This window comes from Paraburkholderia sp. Cy-641 (genome assembly GCF_011752945.1).
Taxonomy (GTDB): Bacteria; Pseudomonadota; Gammaproteobacteria; order Burkholderiales; family Burkholderiaceae; genus Paraburkholderia.
The window spans coordinates 54,256-78,886 of record NZ_VWWM01000029.1 but is presented as its reverse complement, the minus strand read 5'-3'; the positions used below and the strand labels follow the sequence as shown (position 1 = coordinate 78,886).

Annotated in this window: 22 protein-coding genes; 9 read left to right on the top strand and 13 right to left on the bottom strand. The window is 64.1% G+C overall.

The genetic code is table 11. The features are described from left to right. Window positions 1-90 precede the first annotated feature (90 nt). Complete coding sequence (locus F3J20_RS17685; RefSeq protein ID WP_167284051.1) at window positions 91-1,185, top strand: BMP family ABC transporter substrate-binding protein; 1,095 nt, start codon at window positions 91-93, stop codon at window positions 1,183-1,185. Window positions 1,186-1,473: 288 nt separating this feature from the next. On the opposite strand, the gene F3J20_RS17680 is transcribed toward F3J20_RS17685, so the two are convergent. Further along, the gene (locus F3J20_RS17680; RefSeq protein ID WP_167046083.1) at window positions 1,474-1,683 is read right to left on the bottom strand and encodes a dodecin; all 210 of its coding nucleotides are present in this window, start codon (window positions 1,681-1,683) and stop codon (window positions 1,474-1,476) included. Window positions 1,684-2,125: 442 nt separating this feature from the next. On the opposite strand from F3J20_RS17680, the gene F3J20_RS17675 reads away from it, so the two are divergent. Then, window positions 2,126-3,718 (top strand): ABC-F family ATPase, encoded by a 1,593-nt coding sequence (locus F3J20_RS17675; RefSeq protein ID WP_167046080.1) that lies wholly within the window; start codon window positions 2,126-2,128, stop codon window positions 3,716-3,718. A gap of 283 nt (window positions 3,719-4,001) precedes the next feature. On the opposite strand, the gene F3J20_RS17670 is transcribed toward F3J20_RS17675, so the two are convergent. Together F3J20_RS17670 and F3J20_RS17665 are read right to left on the bottom strand one after the other, a co-directional pair. Beyond that, a complete protein-coding gene (locus tag F3J20_RS17670; protein ID WP_167046078.1) occupies window positions 4,002-4,205 on the bottom strand; it encodes a DUF1289 domain-containing protein in 204 nt (67 codons plus the stop codon). A 55-nt stretch (window positions 4,206-4,260) separates the two neighbouring features. Then, window positions 4,261-5,562, bottom strand: coding sequence for an Nramp family divalent metal transporter (locus F3J20_RS17665; protein WP_167046075.1), 1,302 nt, complete (start codon window positions 5,560-5,562; stop codon window positions 4,261-4,263). A gap of 426 nt (window positions 5,563-5,988) precedes the next feature. On the opposite strand from F3J20_RS17665, the gene F3J20_RS17660 reads away from it, so the two are divergent. The 5 genes from F3J20_RS17660 (at window position 5,989) to F3J20_RS17640 (ending at window position 10,324) form a co-directional block, all read left to right on the top strand. Then, entirely contained in the window at window positions 5,989-7,089 is a 1,101-nt protein-coding gene (locus tag F3J20_RS17660) for a polyamine ABC transporter substrate-binding protein (protein WP_167284050.1), read from the top strand. Between the two features lie 91 nt (window positions 7,090-7,180). Beyond that, window positions 7,181-8,350, top strand: a complete 1,170-nt coding sequence (potA, locus tag F3J20_RS17655; protein WP_167284049.1) for a polyamine ABC transporter ATP-binding protein — start codon at window positions 7,181-7,183, stop codon at window positions 8,348-8,350. Continuing rightward, entirely contained in the window at window positions 8,347-9,279 is a 933-nt protein-coding gene (locus tag F3J20_RS17650; RefSeq protein WP_167046066.1) for an ABC transporter permease subunit, read from the top strand. Before potA ends, F3J20_RS17650 begins: the two co-directional genes overlap by 4 nt. After that, the gene (locus tag F3J20_RS17645; protein ID WP_167284048.1) at window positions 9,276-10,094 is read left to right on the top strand and encodes an ABC transporter permease subunit; all 819 of its coding nucleotides are present in this window, start codon (window positions 9,276-9,278) and stop codon (window positions 10,092-10,094) included. Before F3J20_RS17650 ends, F3J20_RS17645 begins: the two co-directional genes overlap by 4 nt. Window positions 10,095-10,138: 44 nt before the next feature. Next, complete coding sequence (locus F3J20_RS17640; RefSeq protein WP_167045885.1) at window positions 10,139-10,324, top strand: hypothetical protein; 186 nt, start codon at window positions 10,139-10,141, stop codon at window positions 10,322-10,324. A gap of 76 nt (window positions 10,325-10,400) precedes the next feature. Here F3J20_RS17640 and F3J20_RS17635 read toward each other — a convergent pair whose 3' ends face one another. Both F3J20_RS17635 and F3J20_RS17630 read right to left on the bottom strand, forming a co-directional pair. Next, complete coding sequence (locus tag F3J20_RS17635; RefSeq protein ID WP_167284047.1) at window positions 10,401-11,399, bottom strand: alpha/beta fold hydrolase; 999 nt, start codon at window positions 11,397-11,399, stop codon at window positions 10,401-10,403. A 144-nt stretch (window positions 11,400-11,543) separates the two neighbouring features. Next, window positions 11,544-13,034, bottom strand: coding sequence for an NAD(P)/FAD-dependent oxidoreductase (locus F3J20_RS17630; protein WP_167284046.1), 1,491 nt, complete (start codon window positions 13,032-13,034; stop codon window positions 11,544-11,546). Between the two features lie 261 nt (window positions 13,035-13,295). Between F3J20_RS17630 and F3J20_RS17625 the strand changes: the two genes are divergently transcribed. Then, window positions 13,296-13,982 carry a TetR family transcriptional regulator gene (locus tag F3J20_RS17625; RefSeq protein WP_167284045.1) on the top strand — a complete coding sequence of 229 codons (687 nt, stop codon included), beginning with the start codon at window positions 13,296-13,298 and terminating at the stop codon, window positions 13,980-13,982. Window positions 13,983-14,106: 124 nt separating this feature from the next. Here the strand turns inward: F3J20_RS17625 and F3J20_RS17620 are convergent, their stop codons facing one another. From F3J20_RS17620 to F3J20_RS17610, 3 genes are all read right to left on the bottom strand, one after another. Next, entirely contained in the window at window positions 14,107-15,288 is a 1,182-nt protein-coding gene (locus F3J20_RS17620; RefSeq protein WP_167284044.1) for a tetratricopeptide repeat protein, read from the bottom strand. A 190-nt stretch (window positions 15,289-15,478) separates the two neighbouring features. Then, a complete protein-coding gene (locus F3J20_RS17615; protein ID WP_167046048.1) occupies window positions 15,479-16,159 on the bottom strand; it encodes a PspA/IM30 family protein in 681 nt (226 codons plus the stop codon). A 470-nt stretch (window positions 16,160-16,629) separates the two neighbouring features. Beyond that, a complete protein-coding gene (locus F3J20_RS17610) occupies window positions 16,630-17,328 on the bottom strand; it encodes a hypothetical protein (protein WP_167284043.1) in 699 nt (232 codons plus the stop codon). A gap of 541 nt (window positions 17,329-17,869) precedes the next feature. Between F3J20_RS17610 and F3J20_RS17605 the strand changes: the two genes are divergently transcribed. Continuing rightward, window positions 17,870-20,371, top strand: coding sequence for a penicillin-binding protein 1A (locus F3J20_RS17605; protein WP_167284042.1), 2,502 nt, complete (start codon window positions 17,870-17,872; stop codon window positions 20,369-20,371). Window positions 20,372-20,557: 186 nt separating this feature from the next. Here F3J20_RS17605 and F3J20_RS17600 read toward each other — a convergent pair whose 3' ends face one another. From F3J20_RS17600 to F3J20_RS17580, 5 genes are all read right to left on the bottom strand, one after another. Next, window positions 20,558-20,821 (bottom strand): hypothetical protein, encoded by a 264-nt coding sequence (locus F3J20_RS17600; RefSeq protein ID WP_167284041.1) that lies wholly within the window; start codon window positions 20,819-20,821, stop codon window positions 20,558-20,560. Window positions 20,822-21,175: 354 nt separating this feature from the next. Further along, window positions 21,176-21,412 (bottom strand): hypothetical protein, encoded by a 237-nt coding sequence (locus F3J20_RS17595; RefSeq protein WP_167284040.1) that lies wholly within the window; start codon window positions 21,410-21,412, stop codon window positions 21,176-21,178. Window positions 21,413-21,578: 166 nt separating this feature from the next. Beyond that, the gene (locus F3J20_RS17590) at window positions 21,579-21,875 is read right to left on the bottom strand and encodes a hypothetical protein (RefSeq protein WP_167284039.1); all 297 of its coding nucleotides are present in this window, start codon (window positions 21,873-21,875) and stop codon (window positions 21,579-21,581) included. Between the two features lies 1 nt (window position 21,876). Next, window positions 21,877-22,623: a hypothetical protein gene (locus tag F3J20_RS17585; protein WP_167284038.1), complete on the bottom strand. Its 747-nt coding sequence runs from the start codon at window positions 22,621-22,623 to the stop codon at window positions 21,877-21,879. 422 nt (window positions 22,624-23,045) lie between these two features. Continuing rightward, window positions 23,046-24,620 carry an efflux transporter outer membrane subunit gene (locus tag F3J20_RS17580; protein WP_167284070.1) on the bottom strand — a complete coding sequence of 525 codons (1,575 nt, stop codon included), beginning with the start codon at window positions 24,618-24,620 and terminating at the stop codon, window positions 23,046-23,048. Window positions 24,621-24,631 lie beyond the last annotated feature (11 nt).

Genomic DNA, 24,631 nt, shown 5'->3' with positions numbered 1-24,631 from the left:
CTTCACAGTCCGTTCATCGCAGTCCGCGCTTCACGTTTCGCTCATCACATTCCGCGCCGCACATTCCGATTGACACGACAGGGGAACCACATGAAGAGAAGAAATCTGCTGACCGCTTTCGCCTCGTGCGCGGCTTCGCTCGCACTCGCCGCGCCGCTCGCGCAAACCGCGCAGGCCGCCGATGTGCCGGGCGTCGCCTTCGTCTATATCGGCAATCCGGGCGATGCCGGCTGGACCTTCGCGCACGACCAGGGCTCGCGCGAAGTCGAGGCGAAGTTCGGCAACAAGATCAAAATCACGCGCGTCGAGAACGTGCCGGAATCGGCCGACTCGGAGCGTGTGTTCCGCGATCTCGCGAACAAGGGCAACAAGATCATCTTCGGCACGAGCTTCGGCTTCCAGGACTTCCAGCTGAAGGTGGCGAAGGACTTCCCGGACGCCGTGTTCCTGCACGCGACCGGCTACAAGAAAGCGCCGAACTTCGGCACCTACGACGTGCGCATGTACCAGGGCGCCTATCTGGCCGGCGTCGCCGCGGGCTACGTGACGAAGAGCAACACGCTCGGCTTCGTCGCGTCGGTGCCGATTCCGGAAGTCGTGCGCAACATCAACGCGTTCACGCTCGGCGCGCGCTCGGTGAATCCGAAGGTGCATACGAAGGTGATCTGGATCAACAGCTGGTTCGATCCGGGCAAGGAAAAGCAGGCCGCCGAAACGCTGATCGGCCAGGGCGCCGACGTGCTGCTGCAGAACACCGATTCGAGCGCGACGCTCGCGACCGCGTCGGAGAAACACGTGCATGCGTTCGGCTGGGATTCGGACATGAAGAAGTTCGGCCCTGACGCGCATCTCGGCTCGGTGGTCGCGCACTGGGGCGTGTACTACAACGCGGTGATCCAGCAGGTGCTCGACGGCAAGTGGAAGAACGATCCGGTGTGGTGGGGTCTGCCGCAGAAGGCGGTCAATCTCGAGGACCTGAACACGTCGGCGATTTCGGCCGATGCGCAGAAACAGGTGGCGGCGAAACGCGAGGAACTCGCGAGCGGCAAGCGCGACGTGTTCACGGGGCCGATCAAGGATCAGTCGGGGGCGGTGAAGATTCCGGACGGCAAGACGCTGACCGATCCGGAATTGCAGCGCCTGAACTGGTATGTCGAGGGGGTGGACGGGACGTTGCCGAAGTGAGGCGCGGCAGGGCGGCCGGGGCGTGTCGCCTCGGGCCGGTTCGCAGTGCCCGGCGGGTATCGGCATCGGCCGGTGAACGCTGGCACGTTGTAGCCGCAGCCGGTTCTTGAGCGGCTCGTCTGCGACATCTGCTGCGGCAAGCCGGGCCGGTTTCACGAAAACGCTGCGAAAAAGCTGCGTCCGCCTCAGCCCGGGTGCAGCTTTTTTCTACCGCCGATTCCGCGACGTCGCAGTACCGGAGACTGCCGCCGTGTCACGACACTGCAACGCCGCTGCTCAATCCTGCTCTCAGTCGTCGATACGCAGGCCTACCTTGAGCGTTACCTGCCAGTACGCGACCTTGCCGTCCTGGATCTGCCCGCGCGTTTCGGTCACTTCGAACCAGTGCAGATTACGCAGCGTTTTCGACGCTTTGGCGATGGCGGTGCTGATGGCGTCGTCGATCGATTTCGTCGACGAGCCGGTCAGTTCGATCTTCTTGTAAACGTGCTCTGACATGGATGTTCTCCTGGGTCTGCGCCGCAGATCGGCAAAGCGCCGTTCGGCCGGGCGCGGGCGAGACAAGCGCCTTCGAAAAGTATAGGCAACGATGTGCGCGGTTTATGGGTGATGCGTGTGGCCGCATGCCTGGGGCGGTGGCGTGGCCGCGTGTGGGGCCGGGTGTGTGACCGTTAAAGCGGCGTCATGCGCGGCACGTAACATGCGGCGGCCCGATCCGTCAGGCCGTGCGGCGTTGGCCGGCCATCCCGCCGTGGCGCGCGGCCACGAAATTTGCCGATACCGATCGATACCGAGCCGCCGGTTTTCACCGCCGTATTACCGACGCCGCAACAACGGATGGGGCCGTCAGGCAAAGCGGCGCAGTCCGTGCGGGTTAGATTAGCGATAGTCTGCTAAAATATTGGGTTTTTCGCCGATATCACATTCAAAGGGACGCGCCGTGCTGTCTACTGCCAATATCACCATGCAATTCGGGCCGAAGCCCCTCTTCGAGAACATTTCGGTCAAATTCGGGGAAGGGAACCGCTACGGCCTGATCGGTGCGAACGGCTGCGGTAAATCCACTTTCATGAAGATTCTCGGTTCGGATCTCGAACCGAGCTCGGGCAACGTGATGCTCGAACCGAACGTGCGTCTCGGCAAGCTGCGCCAGGACCAGTTCGCCTACGAAGACGTGCGCGTGCTCGACGTCGTGATGATGGGCCACACCGAAATGTGGGCCGCCATGACCGAGCGCGACGCGATCTACGCGAACCCCGACGCCACCGACGACGACTACATGCACGCCGCCGAACTCGAAGCGAAATTCGCCGAGTACGACGGCTATACGGCCGAAGCGCGCGCGGGCGAACTGCTGCTCGGCATCGGCATCGCGATCGAAGACCACAACGGCCCGATGAGCAACGTGGCGCCGGGCTGGAAACTGCGCGTGCTGCTCGCCCAGGCGCTGTTCTCGAAGCCGGACGTGCTGCTGCTCGACGAGCCGACCAACAACCTCGACATCAACTCGATCCGCTGGCTGGAAGATGTTCTGAACCAGTACAACTCGACGATGATCATCATCTCGCACGACCGGCACTTCCTGAACCAGGTCTGCACGCACATGGCCGACATGGACTACGGCACGCTGAAGGTCTACCCGGGCAACTACGACGACTACATGCTCGCCAGCACGCAGGCGCGCGAGCGTCAGCAGGCTGCCAATGCGAAGGCCAAGGAGCGCGTGGCCGACCTGCAGGACTTCGTGCGCCGCTTCTCGGCGAACAAGTCGAAGGCGCGCCAGGCCACCAGCCGTCTGAAGATGATCGACAAGATCAAGATCGAGGAATTCAAGCCGTCGTCGCGGCAGAACCCGTTTATCCGTTTCGAGTTCGAGAAGAAGCTGCACAACATCGCGGTGGTGGCGGATACCATCTCGAAGAAATACGAACGCTCGATCTTCAACAACTTCAGCATCAGCGTGCAGCCGGGCGAGCGCATCGCGATCATCGGCGAGAACGGCGCGGGCAAGACCACGCTGCTGCGCTCGCTGCTCGGCAATCTGCAACTCGATCACGGCACGGTGAAGTGGGCGGAAAACGCCAACATCGGCTACATGCCGCAAGATACCTACGAAGAGTTTCCGACTGACGTCACGCTGATGGACTGGATCGACCAGTACCGCAAGGAAGGCGACGACGAGCAGATGGTGCGCGGCACGCTCGGCCGCCTGCTGTTCAATGCGGACGACATCCGCAAATCGGTCAAGGTGCTGTCGGGCGGCGAGAAGGGCCGCATGATCTGGGGCAAGCTGATGCTCGGCCGCCACAACGTGCTGCTGATGGACGAGCCGACCAACCACATGGACATGGAGTCGATCGAGTCGCTGCAGATCGCGCTCGACAAGTTCGACGGCACGCTGATTTTCGTCTCGCACGACCGCGAATTCGTGAGCGGTCTCGCGAACCGGATCATCGAAGTGAAGACCGATGGCACGCTGAACGACTTCGGCGGTAATTACGAGGACTTCCTGACGAGTCAGGGCGTGGAGTAAAGCCTGTTCGAGGCAGCTGGTTTGTCTCGATTGTCTTGAGGCAGCGCAGCGAAACCTGATGGAACCCGATGGCCCGCCGAGGTGGATACCTCGGCGGGCTTTTTGCTGTGGCGCAGGCGTTTCCTTATCCGGACACGAATGCCGGCCGCAAAAATAGAAAATGCCGGGACATCCCGGCATTTTCCATGGCATGGCATTCGGGCGCGGTACGACACGATGCGCGACCTGCCTCACCCGCATTCCCCGCGATTTGCGGAGAAAACCGGCCTACGGCTTGTCTGGCCTACAACCGGTCGTACTGAAAACGCATCGCCGTGCCTTCCCGTTTGATACGTTCCCAGATCGCGCGCTTTTCCTCGTCGCTGAGGAACACCCAGTTGGATACTTCGTCGGCGGTGCGGCCGCAGCCTTTGCAGACTTCATCGAACAGCGTGGAGCAGACGCCGACGCACGGGCTGTCGGGGAGATCGTGAAGATTCGAAGTCATCGGAAACCTTGTGGCGCAAAAGCGGAGTCCCGCCATGTTACCCGATGCGTAAGCGTCACGCGCCCAGCGCCAACTGCCACAGCAAGGCCCCGTTGAGCATCACGATAAACGCCGCCGACAGCCACGCGAGCGCAAGCGGCACGCCGTGCACGCGCCAGCCGCGCATGAGGTTCGCATCGGATGCGTAGCGGATCAGCGGCACGACCGCGAGCGGCAATTGCAGGCTCAGCACCACCTGGCTCGCGACGAGCAGTTGGTTCGAGCCGCGCGGACCAAACAGCGCGACCGCGAGCAGCGCCGGCCCGATCGCGAGCGCGCGCGTGAGCAGCGCGCGTTTCCAGCGCGGCAGCCGGATTTGCAGAAAGCCTTCCATGACGGTCTGACCGGCCAGCGTGCCGGTGACGGTCGCGCTCAGGCCGCAGGCGAGCAGTGCCGCCGCGAACAGGATGCTGGCCCAGCGGCTACCGACGAGCGGCGCGATCAGCCGGTGCGCGTCGGCGAGATCGGTCACGTCGCGATGCCCGCTCGCGTAGAACACGGCCGCCGCGACGATCAGCAGCGCCGCGTTGATGACGAACGCGAACGCGAGCGAGCCGAACGTATCGAGATTGACCACGTGCAGCGCGACCTTGATGCGCGGGTCGCTGCCGTCCGGCGCGTGATGCTTGACGAGCGCCGAGTGCAGATAGAGGTTGTGCGGCATGACCGTCGCGCCGACGATGCCGGCCGCGAGCCACACCATGCCCGCATTCCTCAGCAGCTCGACGCTCGGCGCGGTGCCGGCCAGCGCCGCGCGCCAGTCGGGCCGCGCGAGCGCGAGTTGCACGACGAAGCACAGGCCGACGAAGCCGATCAGCACGGCGATCACCGCTTCGAGGCGGCGGCCGCCTTTCTGCTGGAGCGCGAGCAGCGCGAACGTGCAGACCGCCGACATCATCACGCCGACCGTCAGCGAGACGCCGAGCAGCAGTTGCAGCGCGACCGCGCTGCCGACCACCTCGGCGACGTCGCAGGCGATGATCGCGACCTCGCTCGTCAGCCACAGGAACAGCGTCGCGCGCCGGCCGTTGCGCTCGCGGCATAGCTGCGCGAGGTCGCGCCCGGTTACGACGCCGAGCCGCGACGACAGCCATTGCATCAGCATCCCCATCGCGCTCGACAGCAGCACGATGCCGAGCAGCCGGTAGCCGTAGCCCGCGCCGGCGCCGAGCGCGGTCGCCCAGTTGCCGGGGTCGATATAGCCGACCGCGATCAGCGCGCCAGCGCCGAGGAACGAGAACCAGTGCGCGGGCCGCGTGGGCTCGCCCGGCAGACGCCGGCGGCGGTTGGGGCGCAACGCGAAAGGATTGGTGTTCATCGGTGCCTGAGGTCGGAGAGACGCATCCTCTTGCAAGCCACCTGCCCGTCGCGCGCGGCGGGCGGTGGAGCGAGGCAGGGCGGCTATTGCATGATGGCGGCGCCAGCCTCAAGCGCCTATTGTGCACCGCTACTCGCGCGCTCACCTGACAACGGGATGACAGTGCGATAACGGCGGGCTGGCGACGCCGGCGCAAGCCGCGGCCACCCGGTTATCAGCCCCATAATCCCGCATAATTTTAGGTGGACACGCGCCGATAACCCGTTAAAATTGCGGCCATTTTGCAGCGGTGCGGCCCGAGCTGTGCCGTTTGCGCGACAGCTCGGCGTTTTTTTTGGACCGCGCGGTAATTGGTGGTAGTTTTCGGGGTTTTCGGGGGCCGCGCGCGACGCAGCGGCTTGAGTGACGACGGGATCGGAGAACGGGATGAAACGACGGGTAGTGGGGCAGGTGGCGGCGCTGGTCTTGTGCGCGGCGCCGTGGTTGACGGCCGCTGCGAAGGATACGCAGCTCAACGTGTATAACTGGTCCGACTACATCGCGAAGGACACGATCCCGAACTTCACGAAGCAGACCGGCGTGCAGGTCAGGTACGACAACTACGACAGCGACGACACGCTGCAGGCCAAGCTCCTCACCGGCAATTCGGGCTACGACATCGTCGTGCCGACCAGCAACTACGCGGGCAAGCAGATCGCCGCCGGCATCTTCGAGCCGCTCGACAAATCGAAGCTGCCGAACCTTAAATATCTCGACCCGTCGCTGATGGCGCTCGTCGCCGGCGCCGATCCGGGCAACAAGTACGTGGTGCCCTGGGCTTACGGCACGACCGGGCTCGCCTACAACGTCACGAAGGCCCAGCAGATTCTCGGCAAGGACACCCCGCTCGATAACTGGGACATCCTCTTCAAGCCCGAGAACATCTCGAAGCTGAAGGCCTGCGGCGTGTCGGTGCTCGATGCGCCGGACCAGATGTTCGCGGCCACGCTGCACTACATGGGTAAAGACCCGATGAGCACGAACCCGGCCGACTATCGCGCCGCGCTCGAAGTGCTCAAGAAGATCCGTCCGTACATCACGCAGTTCAACTCGTCGGGCTATATCAACGATCTGGTCGGTGGCGACATCTGCTTCGCGTACGGCTGGTCGGGCGACGTCGTGATCGCCAAGCATCGCACGATCGAAGCGAAGAAGCCGTACAGGATCGAGTACTACATTCCGAAGGGCGGCGCGCCGGTCTGGTTCGACGTGATGGCGATTCCGAAGGACGCGAAGCACAAGGAAGCCGCGCTCGAATGGATCAACTACATCGAGACGCCGCAGGTACACGCCGCGATCACCAATGCCGTGTACTATCCGAGCACCAACCTGGAAGCGCGCAAGTACGTGGACAAGGACGTCGCGAACGATCCGGCCGTGTATCCGTCGCCTGAGACCATCAAGACGCTGTTCCTGCTGAAGCCGTTGCCGCCGGAAATCCAGCGGCTGCAAACGCGGCTGTGGACCGAATTCAAGTCCGGCCGCTGAGCGCGGCGCGCAGCAGGGAATCCGCATCATCATGAAGCCCTCGGTGTTCACCGGGGGCTTTGTTCGTCAAACGCCGGAGTGAAGCAGCATTATGATCAGTAGTGACCAGCCGGGCGCGCTGGCGGGGGCGGGCGCGCCGTCCCCGGGCCCGAACGCCGTGACGGGCGACGCAGCGGACCAGTTCATCCAGATCGTCGACGTCGTGAAGAAGTTCGGCGAGACCGTGGCGGTCAAGGGCGTCAATCTGTCGGTGAAGAAGGGCGAGCTGTTCGCGCTGCTCGGCAGTTCGGGCTGCGGCAAGTCGACCTTGCTGCGCATGATGGCCGGGCTCGAAACCGTGACCTCGGGCAGGATCCTGATCGACGGCGAAGACCTCGCGCAACTGCCGCCGTACCGCCGGCCGGTCAACATGATGTTCCAGTCGTACGCGCTCTTTCCGCATATGACGGTCGAGGCGAACGTCGCGTTCGGCCTCAAGCAGGAAGGCGTGCCGAAGGCCGAACTGAAAGACCGCGTGCACAACGCGCTCGAACTCGTGCAAATGGGCCGCTTCGCGAAGCGCAAGCCGCATCAGCTGTCGGGCGGCCAGCAGCAGCGCGTCGCGCTGGCGCGCTCGCTGGTCAAGCGCCCCAAGCTGCTGCTGCTCGACGAGCCGATGTCGGCGCTCGACAAGCAGATTCGCCAGCGCACGCAGATCGAACTCGTCAATATTCTCGACCAGGTCGGCGTGACCTGCATGATGGTCACGCACGATCAGGAAGAAGCGATGACGATGGCGAGCCGCCTCGCCGTGATGAGCGAAGGCCAGATCGTTCAGCTCGGCACGCCGCACGAGGTCTACGAGTATCCGAACAGCCGCTTCTCGGCGGAATTCATCGGCTCGACCAATCTGTTCGACGGCCATACGGTCGAGGACGAAGCCGATCACGTCTTTATCGAAACGCCGGACCTGCCGTGCCAGCTGCACGTCAATCACGGCATCACGGGACCGCTCGGCATGCCCGTGACGATCTCGGTGCGCCCCGAGCGCATCGCGCTCACGCGCAAGCCGCCCGAGGGCGCGCACAACTGGGGCAAGGGCGTCGTCACGAATATCGCGTACATGGGCGGCTATTCGCTCTATCACGTGAAGCTTGAGGGCGGCAAGACCGTGATCGCGAACGTGACGAGCCTCGCGCTCACCGAGATCGAGCCGCCTACCTGGGGCGACGAAGTGTACGTGCGCTGGAGCGCATCGGCCGGCGTGGTGCTGACGTCATGAAAGAGGCGCTTGTTTCGTTCTTCGTGTGGCCGGTGCGGCGCCTGAAGCTCACGGGCCGCACCGCGGTGGTGGCGGGGCCGTTCATCTGGCTGCTGCTGTTCTTCCTCGTGCCGTTCCTGCTGGTCGTGAAGATCAGCTTCGCCGATTCGCAGCTCGGCATTCCGCCGTATACGCGCCTCGTCGACTTTGCCGACGGCGCGCTGCACATCACGCTCGACCTGTCGCACTACGCGTTTCTGCTGACCGACAGCCTGTACTTCGCGACCTACGTCAATTCGGTGGTGGTCGCGGCGATTTCGACCGTGCTGTGTCTGCTGATCGGCTACCCGATGGCCTACTACATCGCGCGCTCGAATCCGGCCACGCGCAATCTGCTGATGATGGCCGTGATGCTGCCGTTCTGGACGTCGTTCCTGATCCGCGTGTACGCATGGATCGGCATCCTGAAGAACAACGGCTTGCTGAATAACTTCCTGATGTCGATCGGGCTGATTCATACGCCGATCGAGCTGTATCACACGAACACGGCCGTCTATATCGGCATGGTCTATTCGTACCTGCCGTTTCTCGTGATGCCGCTTTACGCGCACCTCGTGAAAATGGACCTGACCTTGCTCGAAGCCGCCTACGACCTCGGTGCGAAACCGTGGAAGGCGTTCTGGCAGATCACGCTGCCGCTCTCGAAGAACGGCATCGTCGCGGGCTGCCTGCTGGTGTTCATTCCGGCGGTCGGCGAGTACGTGATCCCTGAGCTGCTCGGCGGCGCGAACACGCTGATGATCGGCCGCGTCATGTGGAACGAGTTCTTCGACAACGCCGACTGGCCGATGGCATCCGCCGTGACGTGCGCGATGGTGCTGCTGCTGCTCGTGCCGATGGCGCTGTTCCAGCATGCGCAGGCGAAGGCCTTGGACGAGGGCCGCCAATGAAGCCGAATCGCCTGTTGCAGCTGATCGCGCTCGGCATCGGCTTTCTGTTCCTGTATATCCCGATCGTGAGCCTCGTCGTGTATTCGTTCAACGAATCACAACTGGTCACGGTCTGGACCGGTTTTTCGACGCGCTGGTATGCGGCGCTGCTGCGAGATGACGAGCTGATCGCCTCGGCGTGGCTGTCGCTGCGCATTGGTTTGATGACGGCGTTCGCGTCGGTCGTCATCGGCACCTGGGCTGGTTTCGTGCTCGCGCGCATGGGGCGCTTTCGCGGCTTCACGTTGTATACGGGCATGATCAACGCGCCGCTCGTGATTCCCGAAGTGATTCAGGGCATCTCGCTGCTGCTGCTGTTTATCGAAATGGCGCGCCTGATCGGCTGGCCGGCCGAACGCGGTATCTTCACGATCTGGATCGGCCATGTGATGCTGTGCATTTCGTACGTCGCGATCATCGTGCAGTCGCGTGTGCGGGAACTCCATCCGTCGCTCGAAGAGGCCGCGCTCGACCTCGGCGCGACGCCGCTGCGCGTGTTCTTCTTCGTCACGCTGCCGCTGATTTCGCAGGCGTTGGTGTCGGGCTGGCTGCTGTCGTTTACGCTGTCGATCGACGACCTCGTGCTGTCGGCGTTCCTGTCCGGCCCCGGTTCGACGACCTTGCCGCTCGTCGTGTTCTCGCGCGTGCGCCTGGGCCTGAATCCCGAGATGAACGCGCTTGCGACGCTGTTCATCGCGGTCGTGACGGTCGGGGTGGTCGCGGCCAACTTCGTCATGCAGCGCGCCGAGCGCAAGCGCGCGATGATGGCGGTGTGACGCGGACGTAGCGTGCCCGCGCGCAAGGACGTGCGGCGCGCCGCGTGCGCGGCGGCTATTTCTTTCTTCGACCGCTGTTGTGCGGACTGCTGTTTTTCCAACCGATGACCCTGCTCGAGTGCTTGGCGCGCGTGATGGACTGGGAGCCGCTTTACCGACTGTGGGAACTGATCGTGATGATCTGCAAGTTCCTGTGGGACCTGCTGCGGCTGCTGAGCGGCGGCGGCTGAGAGCGCCGGCCCGCGGCGGTGCCGGCAAGGCTGGCGGATCGATGCATCGGCTTAGACCGAGGCGCGGCGCGTTTCCTCAGGCCTGCACGTCCGCCTGGACCCGCGCATGAACCGCTGGCGTCCCCAGAAACGTGCGCAGATCGGAGAGCACGCGCTCGGGCGCTTCTTCCATCGGAATATGGCCGAGTTCCGCATACATGACCGATTGCGCGCCCGGAATGCGGCTCGCGAACTCGGCGGCATGGGCGGTCGGAATCCAGCGGTCTTTCGCGCCCCACAGCACGAGCGTGGGGACGTCGAGCGTTTTCAGCGCCTCGGTGTCGAGCGCGCGGAAGTCTAGCGTCGGCACCATCTTGCCGATCGCCGCGCGCGTGCCCTCGCCGTGGAAGAACTCGACGTAGCGGCGCAGCGTCAGCGGGTCGAGCTTGCGCGGATCGCCATACACGTTGCGCACCGCGCTTGTGACGATCACCTCGGGCAGCCACCACGGCGAACTGATGCGCACCAGCGAGCGGTTGAACAGGTCGATGTAGATCGGCAGTTTCATCGGAAAGCCGGCCGAATCGATCAGCACGAGCCGCTCGACGGCGCCGCGATGGCGCAGCGCGTAGTCCCATGCAATCAGGCCGCCGAGCGAATTGCCGATCAGCGTCGCGCGCGCGATGCCGAGCGCCTGCATGAACGTGTCGATGAAGCGGCGGTAGGTCGGCAGGTCCATCGTTTCGATTGCGCCGCTCGCCGAATGCAGCGGTCCCGTCACGCCGAACGGCGGCAGATCGAGACGGATCACGCGATGCGCGCGTTTCAGCTCGTCGGCGACACGGTTCCACGTATGCAGCGATGAAGCGAAGCCGTGAATCATCACGATCGTGCTGCCCTGGCCCGCGTCTTCGCTTGCACCTTCGTCCACGTAATGCACGTCGGCGCCCATGATCGTCACGAACTTCGAGCCGCTTTGCGTATAGCGCCGACGCAGTTCGTCGCGCGGCACGCTCGTGATGCCGAGACGCGCGGCGAGCGGGCGCCGCGGCAGCATCGCAGCGAAAGCGGATGAGGTGGAGCCGGTGTCTGCCATGTTCTTATCTCCCTGTGTTGTTAGTTGTTCGGTGTGGGTGTCGCTCGGGGGCCGCATGCTTTTCGCCAGTCACGCCTTGCCTGCGGCAGCCCGGCAGCAAGTAAAGCGCCAGGCCCGGCGCCAGGCAGGGCGGCACGCCCAGCCTCAACGCGCGAAGCGGTAATCCTCGGGCCGCACGCGCCGCGTGCGCCTGCGAAACGCGAACGTGAAGCCGGGCCAGATCGCCGTGACCTTGCCGCTATTCGTCTGATACCAGCTATGGCAGCCCGTGGTCCATACCGAGCGGCGCATGTCCTGTTGCAGACGCGCGTTGAAATCGCGCTGCACGTCGGCGCGCACGGTCATCGTGCGAGCGTTCCGCCTGCGCAATACGCGCAGGCAATCGACGATGTATTGCAACTGCGACTCGATCATATAGATCATCGAGTTGTGGCCGAGCCCCGTATTCGGGCCGACGATCATGAAGAAGTTCGGAAAGTTCGCGATGCTCGTGCCGAGATAGGCTTCGGGACCGTCGCGCAGCCATAGCGTGCTCAGATCGGCGCCATCGAGTCCGCTCACTTCGAACGGCGCGCGCACGTCGTTGACCTGGAAGCCGGTGCCGCAAATGATCGCGTCCACCTGACGATGCACACCGTCTTCGGTCACGATGCCATCGGCGACGATCTCGCGAATGCCGCTCGTCACCACCTCGACGTTCGGCGCGCAAACCGCGGGGTAGTAGTCGCTCGACAGCAGGATGCGCTTGCAGCCGAGCCGGTAGTTCGGCGTCAGCTTCGCGCGCAGCGCCGGGTCGCGCACACGACGCTCGAGATAGCTGAGGCCAAATTTCGTCGGCAGCTTCATGAGCTTCGGATTGACGACGAACGCCAGCGCGCGCGATTCGAGCTGCCAGTAGATGGCGCTGCGCACGAGACGCTGCGTGAACGGCAGCGCGCGGAATAGCCGCTGCATGCGCGGGCCGACGGCTTTGTCGGGCTTCGGCATGACCCACGGCGCGGTGCGCTGGAACAGATCGAGGTGCGCGACGCGCGGCTGGATTCTCGGCACGAACTGGATCGCGCTGGCCCCGGTGCCGATCACCGCGACGCGTTTGCCGTCGAGCGGATAGGCATGGTCCCAGCGCGCCGAATGAAACAGCTTGCCCGCGAAGCGTTCGATGCCCGCGATGCGCGGCAAGGCGGGACGCGAGAGCGGGCCGCTCGCGGCAATCAGCACGTCGGCCTCGACGGTTTCGCGTGTGCCGTTCGTATCGATGTCGACATGCCAGAGCTGCCGCGTGTCGTCGAAGCGCGCCGCGCTCACCTTCGCATTGCAGCGCACGTAGCGCTCGATGCCGTACTTGCGCGCGCAGTGCCGCAGATACGCGAGGATTTCGGCCTGACCGCTGAATGCGCGCGACCACGACGGGTTCGCTTCGAACGAAAACGAATAGAGATGCGAGGGGATGTCGCAGGCCGCGCCGGGGTAGGTGTTGTCGCGCCACGTGCCGCCGATATCGCTCGCGGCCTCGTAAATCGTGAACGACGCGATGCCCATCCGCAGCAGACGGATCGCCATGCCGATGCCGGCAAAGCCGCTGCCGACGATCGCAATGTGCGGTGTCGCGGATGAAGCGGAAGGGGCAGGCGTCACGGCGGTCTCCGGCATGGGGCGAAAGCGGTGTAGGACAGGTAGGGCGAATGGGTACGCCGACAGTTACGCCGACGGGTGTTCGTTCCGGTTGCGAACGCCGGGCCGAGGCGGGCAGCCTCTACGTCTACGCCTGTCTACACGCGCAGCGTAAAGCGCAGGGTAGACAACTGTACACATTGCGTCAAGATCGTTTAGAGTGCTGCTATCAAACGGACCCACGGCGGCACCTACCGTGGTACCCACTGTGGCACCTACAGCGTCATGCCCGAAAACCCCATGACCTCCTTCCCCGAAGCGGCGCTTCTCGCCGGCCAGGAATTGCCGCCCGGCAAACGCAAGTTGATCGAAGCCGCGCTGCGGCTGACCGCCGGCGGCCGCAGTTTCGCGAGCCTCGGCTTGCGCGAACTCGCGCGCGAGGCGGGGCTCAACCCGAACACGTTCTATCGCCATTTCAGCACGCTCGACGATCTGGCGCGCGAAGCCGTCGAATCGGTAAGCCGGCGTCTGCGGCCGATGCTGCGACGCGAACGCTGGCTCGCCGCGCACGACGAACCGCATAGCGTGCCGCGTCGCGCCTGCGTGGCGTTCTTTGCGTTCGCGCAGGAAAACCGCGCGGCGTTTCTGAGCGCGCTCGCCGAATATCACGGCACCTCGCCGGCACTGCGCGAAGCGGTGCGCGCGAATCTGCACGAGGTGGCGGCGGAAATGGCGGACGACGTCGTGCAGCTCGACTTGATGCCACAGTTAGCGCGCGGGACCGTCGACGAAGTCTGCACGCAGGTCGTGCTGCAACTGTTTCATCTATCCGCCGAATACATCGACGCGAGTGCCGAGCGGCGCGACGCCTTGATCGATTATGCGGAGCGCTTCATCGTGCGGCTGTTCGCGGGGGCGGTACTGCTTGCGCAACACGCGGCCGGTAGCGCGGATGAGCCGGCGCGGGTTTGAGGTCGACGAATTCGCGCTGCGCAGCGCTCAGCAAAACCGGCCGGCAAAAAAACAGGCTCCTTCGCGAAGGAGCCTGTTTTCGTCGACGCGGGCCGCATGGCGACCCGCGATATCAGATCAGGGATCAGGTATCGGTCCAGCCGCCCGAATCGTCGTTGCTGCCCATGTCGATACCGCCGCCGCTGTTGTCGTTCCAGTCGTTCGAACCCTGACCGAAGTCGAGTCCGCCGCCGTTGCCGCCATCGTTGCCGCGGCGGCGCAATTCGTCGTCGTCGACGATCACGTCGCGCTCCACCACGCGGTCGCGCCCATGGTTCAGCGCCTCGCCGAGCAGCACGCCGGTCAGGAGGCCGCCCATGCCGCCACCCATGCCGCCGCCTTGCTGCACGATGACCTGCGGCTGCTGCTGATACGGACCCTGCTGCGGATAAGGCGCCTGCGGGCTGCCGAAGCGCTCGGCTTCCTGCGCATAGGCCGATTGCTGGCTGCCGGGCGCTGGTGCTGCGGCCGGATCGGGCCGGCCGTCGGCGCGCGCGCGCAAGCTCGCGATACGCTGTTCGAGTTCGTCGAGCTGATACGGCGGCAGCGGATTCTTGCCGTTCGAGAGCGTTTCGACGACGCCGCGCAACTGGTCTTCCGTCGCTTCGACTTCCTTTTCCAGCGCTTCATGACCCGTCGCGGTCGAAATCTTCACGTCGAGCTTGATCGAACGCACCGCGTTCAGCATGTCGGTTGCGCGCTTCAATTGCGCGCGGCGCTCGTCGTCGGCGCGCGTGTCTTCCTGCGTGCGGGCGCGGCGCAAGGTCCAGCGCAGCACGAGCGCGATGATCGCGATCAGAATAAGGAGACCGATCCACATACCCACCCCCGGACCATGAGATTGTTGCGCTTGCGCCATCATCGCCGACGGTTGCTGCACAGCAGGCGCATTCTGCTGCGCGAACGGATTCGCGGCGTGACGGGTGACGTTGCCGCCCGCGTTTTCCGCATCGCGGCGCAGGCGTGCTTCGGTTTGCGCGAAACGGCCCGGGTCGGTGAAGCGGATCTGCGGATCGAGCGTCTTCGCCTGCTGCACCTGTGCGAGCGCGTCGCCGTAACGGCCTTCGCGATCGAGCACCTGCGCGTACAGGTAGTGCGCACGCGCGTTGTTCGGATGCGCCTGCAGCACTTCGGTGAGGCCGGCATCGGCCTGCTGCCAGTTGCCTTGCGACATCGCCGATTCGATCTGCTGCACCGTCGGCACCGCGAACGCGGCGGCCGAAACGAGCAGCAGCGAAGCGCAGGCGGTTGCGAGAAATTTTTTCATGTGCGGACCGGGCGCGGCGCGCCCGTCTCCTTCAGTCGATTGCGGTGGCCGCCATCAGCGGCCGGTATGCCGGCTCTGCTGCGAGCGGCGGTCCGGCAAGCACTGCGGTTGCCGCGCGTACCTCGAAGGCGCGGCGATTCACGTACACGTACCGCGGCACGCTCGCCACGGCACGCTTGTCGCTGCACAATTACTGCGCCGGCGTGTTGAGCTGCTTCTTCAGCGCTTCGAGACGATCGTCGACGGACGGGCCGCGGTTCAGGTCCGCGAGCTTGTCGTCGAGCGCCTTACCGCTTTTCTCGTCGGCGGAATTCAGGCGTGCGTCGGAACGCGCGTTCGACAGCGCGACCTTGTCTTCGAGCTTCTGGAAATCTTCGGACAGATTCTTGCCGCCGATGCCGCCCAGCGCGGTGGCCGCCGTATCCTTCGCCTGCGCGATCTGCTGCTTCGCCTGCAGGATGTTCGAGCGTGCGTTGAGGTCGTTGCGGCGCGTGCGCATGTCGTCGATCTGGCTCTTCAGCTGCGAGACCGACGGCTCGAGCGAGGTCAGCTCCTTCGTCAGCGCATCGCGTTCGGCTTCGGCGGTGGCCTGCGCGCCGAGCGCTTCACGCGCGAGCGCCTCGTCGCCGGACTGCAGCGCGCGGCGCGCGCCGTCTTCGTATTTCTTCGCCTTGTCCGCGGCAACATCGCGCTTGCTCTGCTGAGTGGCGACCTGCGCCTGAATCTCGATCAGCGAGTTCTCGGCCTTGCCGATGCTGTCGTCGAGTTCGCGCACGATCTGGCGCGAGTCGCGCGACGGATCCTGCACCGAGTCGGCCGCATCGTTCAGAAGACCTTTGAGCGTGCGCGAAATGCTGTCAAAAAGCGACATGAAAACCTCCAGAGAATGTAAGCGGCGCCGACGATGTCCACGCGCCGCGACTGCCTTGAACTGCTACTTTACGCCGCCGCGCGCGATGCTGCGCAACGTTCGGACCGGAGTTCGGGGCGTACCGGCCAATTGCAATAGCGCGGCCCCGAATTGTTCGCGAGCATGGCTTGAATCGATGACGTTTCGATGAGCGAAAGCGCCTCGCGAGCCTGCACTTGACGGCGGATATTACACCATCGGCTTTGTCTCGAAATGGCTTGCGCGAGGCGGCTGCGCGCGGGTTTTGCCGGGCGGCGGAGGCTGTTGTCGTAGTTGCGGTATCGGTGTGGCGGCCCAGGTTGCCGACGGCTGGTCATGTGTCATGCGCCGATGTAACGATCTGCAACAGAGAGCGGTTTCTTGAGGCGTTTGCGCGTGCTTTGTGCATAGCGACGCAGCATCGGGCGGGCGTCATGCGTGGTGATTGCCGTTCACGCGAAGCGGCCGCCTTCCGTGCTGGTGTCGCTGCGCGGTTCGTCGTCGTCGCTGGCTTTGTCGAGGCGGCGGCGCTTTAGCGAGTTGCGCAGCGGTGCCGCAGAGCCGGGCTGCGGCTGCGGTTGCGATGGCGACGAGTCGTCGGCTTCGGCCGCTCGGGCCGCCGTGAGTCGCGCGACGGCTTCGGCGGTGGCCGCGGCCTGCTCGTCCTGTTCGGCCGCGAGTGCCGCGGCGACGCCGGCGGGCAGCAGGGAGGCGGGGCGGTCCCCGGTGGATGGGGGCGCTAAGGCATGCCCGGTTGACGGAGCGCGTGTCGCGTCGTCAGTGCTTGAGGCATGGGCTGAATCGGCGGCTGCGGGCACGCTGTTCACCGACCCAGCGGCACTCGCAGCATGGCCCGGCGCCTTGGCGTCGTTTGTCTTGTGAGGCACACTCGCGGGCGCCGTCGCTCGCGCATACCGCGTTCCGCGCGCGACGCGTTGCAGCGCCGCGTTCAGCGCATCGGGCGCGCGCGGTGCGCGCAGCCGGTCGACGATGCTCGCCGCCTTGACCTGCTCGCTTGTCGCGCCGAAGCTCAGCACCGCGCGCCGCATCAGTTCGCTCACGCTGATGCCCAGATCCTCCGCGGTCTGGGTGATGGCGCGCTTCTGCGCGGTCGTGACGAATACGACGATGCGCTCGCTGGGCTTGGTCATGATCGGCTCGCAGGCTTGTTGGCATGAGTGGGGCACGGCGTGCATCCGGCGCCGTGCGTCCGAGCTGTGCATTCACGGTACGTCGGCACATGCGCGGAACAGGGCCGGGCGCGCCGGCTTCATCATATGACGAGTTGCCCGGATACGAAATGTTCGTTGCACGAAAATCCCGTGACATCAATGAGTTGTAGCGTTTCCAGGCAGTTTGTCCACAGCCCTTTCAACATTTTCTGTTGATAACCTCGCATAAATTGCCGGTCGCGCGCGGCTCGCGCCATGCGCTTCCCGAAATTACAGGTCCTTGCCTTGGCGCGCCGCTTCACGAAGGGAATTCTTACAAAAAAACTGCGTTGGACCCCGGCCGATTTATTTAAAATGTGCTGTTACGTTGCGCCGGACAGGGTTCGAGGCGTGCCGTGCGGCCGGCCGGGGGCAAGGTCCGCGCGGCGGCGTACGCCGAGGCCCGGATGCTCGATCACGACCCAGGCGCGCATCGCGAGCGCGCGGACAGGCGTGCGGTTGCACGCCCACTATTCAAGTCATGCCAATCATCAAACGACCGCATTCCTCCCATTCTCCGGCCGGTGAAGACCGGGACTCCCGCCAACGCACTCCAGGTCGCAATGCCGCTTCGCGTGACGTGGGGCGCGGCCGCCGCTCGTTCGGCACGTCGCTCGTGCTGTGGTTCTTCGGCCTGATCGCGACCGCCGTCGTGGTGGGGGCGCTGATCGTCGGCTATGCGCTCGTCGTGATGGGGCCGCAACTGCCGTCGCTCGACGCGCTGACCGACTATCGCCCGAAGGTGCCGCTGCGCGTCTATACCGCGGACCACGTGCTGATCGGCGAATTCGGCGAGGAGCGGCGCAGCCTCGTGCGCTTCCAGGACATTCCGGACCAGATGAAAAAAGCGGTGCTCGCGATCGAGGACTACCGCTTCTACGAACACGGCGGGGTCGACTTCGTCGGCATCCTGCGCGCCGGTTTCGCCGACCTCGCGCACGGCGGCGCCTCGCAGGGCGCGAGCACGATCACGATGCAGGTCGCGCGCAACTTCTTCCTTTCCAGCGAGAAGACCTACACGCGCAAGATCTACGAGATGCTGCTCGCCTACAAGATCGAGCGCGCGCTCACGAAAGACCAGATTCTCGAGCTGTACATGAACCAGATCTATCTGGGCGAGCGCGCGTACGGCTTTGCCGCGGCCGCGCGCGTGTACTTCGGCAAGGACCTGAAGGACATCACGCTCGCCCAGGCCGCGATGCTCGCGGGCCTCCCGAAGGCGCCGTCCGCGTATAACCCGGTCGTCAATCCGAAGCGCGCGAAGATCCGTCAGGAGTACATCCTGCGGCGCATGCTCGAGCTGAACTACATCACGCAGCAGCAGTACGACGAGGCGATCAAGGAAGAGATTCACACCAAGAACCCGGGCAACGAGTACAGCGTGCACGCCGAGTACGTCGCCGAAATGGTGCGGCAGATGATGTACGCGCAGTACAAGGACGAGACCTATACGCGCGGCCTGAACGTCACCACCACGATCGACTCCGCCGATCAGGACGCCGCGTATCACGCGGTGCGCAAGGGCGTGATGGACTACGAGCGGCGCCACGGCTATCGCGGACCGGAGGGCTTCGTGCAACTGCCCGCGGCCGGCGACGATCGCGATCAGACCATCGACGACGCGCTCACCGATCACCCGGACAACGGCGAGATCATCGCGGGCGTCGTGACCGATGCGAGCGCGAAGCAGGTGGCCGCGCAACTGGTGGACGGCACCCAGGTGACGGTGACGGGCGACGGTCTGCGCTTCGTCGCGGCGGCATTGAGCCCGCGCGCTTCGGCAACGCTGCGCATCAGGCCGGGCTCGATCGTGCGCCTGATGGCCGACGACAAGGGCAACTGGCAGATCACGCAGCTGCCGCAGGTGGAAGGCGCGCTCGTGTCGCTGACGCCGCAGGACGGTGCGATTCGCGCGCTGATCGGCGGCTTCGACTTCAACAAGAACAAGTTCAACCACATCACGCAGGCTTGGCGCCAGCCCGGTTCGAGCTTCAAGCCGTTCATCTATTCGGCCGCGCTCGACAAGGGGCTCGGACCGGCGACGATCATCAACGACGCGCCGCTGTACTTCCCGCCGAGCACGCCGGGCGGCGACGCGTGGGAGCCGAAGGACGACGATCAGCCTGATGGCCCGATGCCGATGCGCCTCGCGTTGCAGAAGTCGAAGAATCTCGTGTCGATCCGCATCCTGTCGTTCATCGGCACGAAGTACGCGCAGGACTTCGTCACGCAGCGCTTCGGCTTCGACCCCGACAAGACCCCGCCGTATCTGCCGATGGCGCTCGGCGCGGGCCTCGTCACGCCGTTGCAGTCGGCGGGCGCGTACTCGGTGTTCGCGAACGGCGGCTACCGGATCAATCCGTATCTGATCAGCGAAGTGACCGATGCGCGCGGCGTGCCGATCTCGCGCGCGCAGCCGCTCGTCGCCGGCCGCGACGCGCCGCGCACGCTCGAGCCGCGCAACGCGTACATCATGAACAGTCTGCTGCATTCGGTCGCGACCGCGGGCACCGGCGCGGGCACCAACGTGCTGCATCGCTCGGACCTGCAGGGCAAGACCGGCACGACCAACGACGCCAAGGACGGCTGGTTCGCCGGCTATCAGCAGTCGCTTGTCGCGGTCGCGTGGATGGGCTACGACCAGCCGAAGAGCCTCGGCAGCCGCGAATTCGGCGCGCAGCTCGCGCTGCCGATCTGGGTCGAGTACATGCAGCGCGCGTTGCGCGGCGTGCCGCAGGCGGAGCCGCAGCAGCCCGATGGCGTGACCGCGATGGACGGCGAACTGTTCTTCACCGACATGCTGCCGGGACATGGCTTCGTCGCGAGCATCGGCCTCGATTCGGGCACCCCGACGGCGGGCGCGAGCGACGCGGTCGGCGGAGTGGGACCGGCCGGCATGACGCCGCCGGCGGTGCCGCCGCCGAGCGTGTCGTCGAGCGAGAAGAAGCAGATCATGGATCTGTTCGAGACGAACAAGCCTTGAGGTTGTGGTTCTGAGCCGGCGCGGCTTTCGTGGTGTTTTGACGAGGGCTGCGTTGGCTGTGGGGTTGGGGGGATTGAAGAAGGGCAGGTAGTTGTGAGCTACCGTGGGGTTGCTTCGTCGTATAGAAAGACCACGGCAGGATTACGCACCATCAATATTCCCTGCACGGGTTGTTCATCATGATCGTCAGGGCAGCGGGAATTGATCCGGCTTCACGCACAGGCGCTTTTTGATCTCGGGGTGGTAGATCGAGAGGATGCCGAGCGCTGTTGCGCCGAGTCGGTTCGCGATGTTTTCTGTCAATTCTCCGCCGGGAATATCTTCGAGGCGCCATGGCGCAATGACATTTTTTCCGCGCAACGCGGCAAGGTCTGCATCCTTAACCGAGAAAACTTCGAGTTGCTGCAATTCCGGGTTATACGAAACAACAAACGATTTTGCGGTGACCATAATTACTCCGTGGCTGGTTGCGTTGGCGTCCAGTTGATCGGCTCTGCAGTTGTGATCTGAAGGCGCTTACGAAGATCGTCGTGTACGCCCGCCTGCATCAGTATCGCCAGTGCACCTAGTTTGCGGGCATCTTCATCATCGATCGGCTGCGAACTATGCTCCTGTGCATCGGGGGAATCGTCATCCCGTCGCTACGGGCCAATTTGCGATCAATGACTGACTGCACTTCGCGCCTAAAAACGGTGCATATCCTCAATTGCCGTGTTTCTTCGTCGTAGAAAACGATTGTCGCGCGGGGAGGCTTAGGCATGTCAGTATCCTCTGCAACTCTGGTAATTGGAAAACGCGCGCTGCTTATTCATCAGTCGTGGTTGGCGCCGGAGTAACTTTGATATGTGGTTTCAAATCGGGATTGGACAGCGCTAACAGATTTAGCGTTGCACCGCCGAACCGTCGTGCGAACTCGTCGTCCAGTGAGTAACCGTAGTCGGCGAGAGGCAATTCCATAGGAAAGAGACGTTGAGTAACGGCCAGTATCTTTTCAACGTCCAGGGTATACGAGATGAGCGCCTGCTTTTCTTCGGACCACATGACGACGACACATCGCTTGTTTGGGTGGTTTGCCATTAATAGTTTCTACATTGATCCGGCCCATTTTCATGTCGAGGCTAGCTCTGAAATGTATGTTGTGGGCACAGTACATAAGCCCAGGAGTATCGATACATGTTCTCTGCTATTACGCATGCGCCCGTTCCGGTTACTTTTCGTCGCACTGAGGCGGCTCGGGATGCCCGATTGAGTCCGGATGAGGGGTGACGCTGATGTATTGCTTCAATTCCGGTTGATGCACGGCCAGAAGGCCGAAGATAACGCCTCCGATGGTTCGGGCCGATTCATCATCAAGTTTGAAGTCAACATCTTCAAGAGGCCATGGAACAATCAGGGCGGAATCCATCCGTCTGGCAAGCGAGTCCCGATACAGCGTGCAAATTTTCAGTGCCTGTTGATCTTCGTCGTAAGCGATGACGACGCATCGCGGTGGCCTTTTTTCCATCTCAATCCCGTCCTCTCAAACAGTTTGCATACCGTTGCATGGCACGTTCGTGACATACACCCCATGACAACGGTTTGGCTACGTACCAAACTGAACACTCGTCTATGTCCACATTAAGCTGTAATTCGCACTCGGCTTCCTCCTCTGGCGAGAGAAACACTCCGGCGTCCTGTTCAGTATTCTCAACGGGCACAGCCTTGCTGTATTCGAACGGCTGCGCATTGCTGAGCGGCGTCGATACAGGGATGGCGATAGTCCCATCCGGCAACACGTCGCCGGGACGGGCGAACCAGATCGCGAGGTCATCCTCCCAAGGGAGCCGTGGCAATCTGGGCCGCTCAAACGAGCGAGCGGTACGTGCCACGCTTTGCTCAGGCCGGAATAGTTGCGATGGCGAGAAGGTCTCATGGTATGGCCGGGGCGGCTGTTCGATACGCACGCTGCGTCCGCCTGAGGCATGCGGCTTCGCCGCGACGGCAATCACATCGCCGCGCTCGACGGTGGTCCGCAGCATCCGGGCGAGTTGAGCCGGTGTAGCACCGCTCACATAGGCGCAGCCAGGTGCATTGCGCATGAACGTGACAAGCTGCGCTAACTGACGCGTGTCGTGCGTCAGTTCCCCTGCGCTTGCCGAAGTAATGAGCTGGCGGCCTGCACGCGCTTCGTCACTGAAGGCGTTGCCGCGATATTCGTGCCGCGTGTAGAGCGTGCAGTTCCGGTGAGTTCCAACCTTGAATTCGATCGCCATTCGCCGTCCATGCCCAAGTCAGATCAGCGGAAAAACCTATCATGGCGTCGAATCGCAAATGGCAAAAGAATGAGCCCCTGAAACCGCTGCAAAGGCTGGAGTACATCTCGGGCAGCCGTGAGAGCGCACTGTGTGGCGATTGACGATAGCGTGCAACATTGTGGGAGACTGTTTCTATTTCCATGGGACATCGGACTACCGACGATCGGATATGACCGGAAGCAAAACCCTGAAGCCTCGCCGTTGAGCGACAGCGGCGCCAATACTCATCCTTCAGAGAATCAGATCGACAGGCTCACTTCGCGCCGCCCAGACAAATCCCCGTTCGTTCAATGCGTTAGCCTGCTTGTCAGAGAGTTTTCAACAGGCTCTTCAACATAAACTGGGGATAAGTACGCCATGCTCCCTACGGAATCCCATGTTTAGTTCGGCACGTTGGCCTTCGTCGCGGTATCCGGCTCAGCCGCCGAAGTCGCAGCCGCCGCAGCCGCAGGCAACGACGCTCCCACCTCACTCACCGGCGGATTCCCCATCGCCTGAAACAACGCCGCCGTGTCGGTCAGCCGCGCGCTCGTATAGCGGATCTCGTCGAGCTGCGCATTGCGCCACTGCTGTTCGCTCGACCGCGTCGATGCAACGGGCAGCGCGCCGAGCCGGTAGCGCGCCGCCGTCTCGTTGAACACGCCCTGTGCCGAGCGCGCGGCGACGTTGGCCGCATCGAGCGATTGCGCGTCGTGATCGAGTGCGGCGAGCGTATCGGCGACGTTCTGGAACGCGGCGAGCACGGTCTGCTTGTACTGCGAGACCGTGGCCTCGTAGGTGTCCTGGGCCGCGCGGCGCTGCGCGAAGAGCGCACCGCCATGAAACAGCGGCTGCGACAGCGACGCGCCGAGGCTCCAGATCGCGCCCGCGCCCGACAGCGCGACCGGCCAGCTAAAGCCGCCTTGTCCCATCGACGCCGACAGCGACAGGCTCGGGAACATCTGCGCGGTCGCCACGCCGACGTCGACCGCCGCGGCCTTCAGCGCGGCGTCGGCGGCCTGAATATCGGGCCGCGAGCGCAGCAGTTCCGAGGGCACCACGACCGGCACCTGCTCGGGCAGATGCAACTGCGCGAGATCGAGATCGGCGGGCGCGGCGTCCGGCGTGCGGCCGAGCAGCACCGCGAGCGCGTGACGCGTCGTCAGCCATTGCTGCTTCAGCGCCGGCAGACTTGCCGACACGCTGGCCGCACTCTGCTGCGCGTTCAGCAGATCGGCATGCGATACCGCGCCGAGTTCATAGCGCCGCGCGGTGTCGCGCGCCTGATCGTTGGCGAGGCTCACGAGCCGTTCGGTCGTGTCGATCTGCGCGTGCAACGCGGCGCTCGTGAGCGCTGCGCTCACGATGTTCGCGGCAAGCGCGCGGCGTGCGGCATCGAACTGATAGACCTGCACGTTCACGCGCGCGGCGAGTGCCGCGTTCGCGAGGCGCGCGGCGCCGAACAGGTCGAAGGTGTAATGCGCCTGCAACTGGCCGACGAACACGTTGTACAGAAACGTGTTCGGTCCGGCTTCGGGAATCGCGAGCGCGCGATTGCGCGTCGCCTGGCCGCCCGCGTCGATGGTCGGCAGCAGCGAACTGCCGACCTGCGCGCGCAACTGCTCGCGCGCGGCGGCGAGACTGCGGTCGGTGGCCGCGAGCGTCGGACTGTTGCGCAGGCCTTCGTCGACGAGCGCGTTCAGCGCATCCGAGCGGTATAGCTTCCACCACTCGGGCACCGGCTGCGCGCCGCTCACGAACTGCTGCGCGACGCCTTGCGCGGGCACGGTTTGCGTCGGCAATGCTTCGGCGCCGTAGTGCGCGGGCTGCGGCATCGCGGGCGGCTCGCCGCTCGGTCCGAACGAGCAGGCGGCGAGCAGGCAGGTGACGCTTGCGATGCTCGCGGCGAGCGGGATGCGCGGGATGCCGGCCCGCGCATCGAAGCGCGGGCGGCGAGGGAGTGCGGGAATCGCCATGCGGGTGCTCA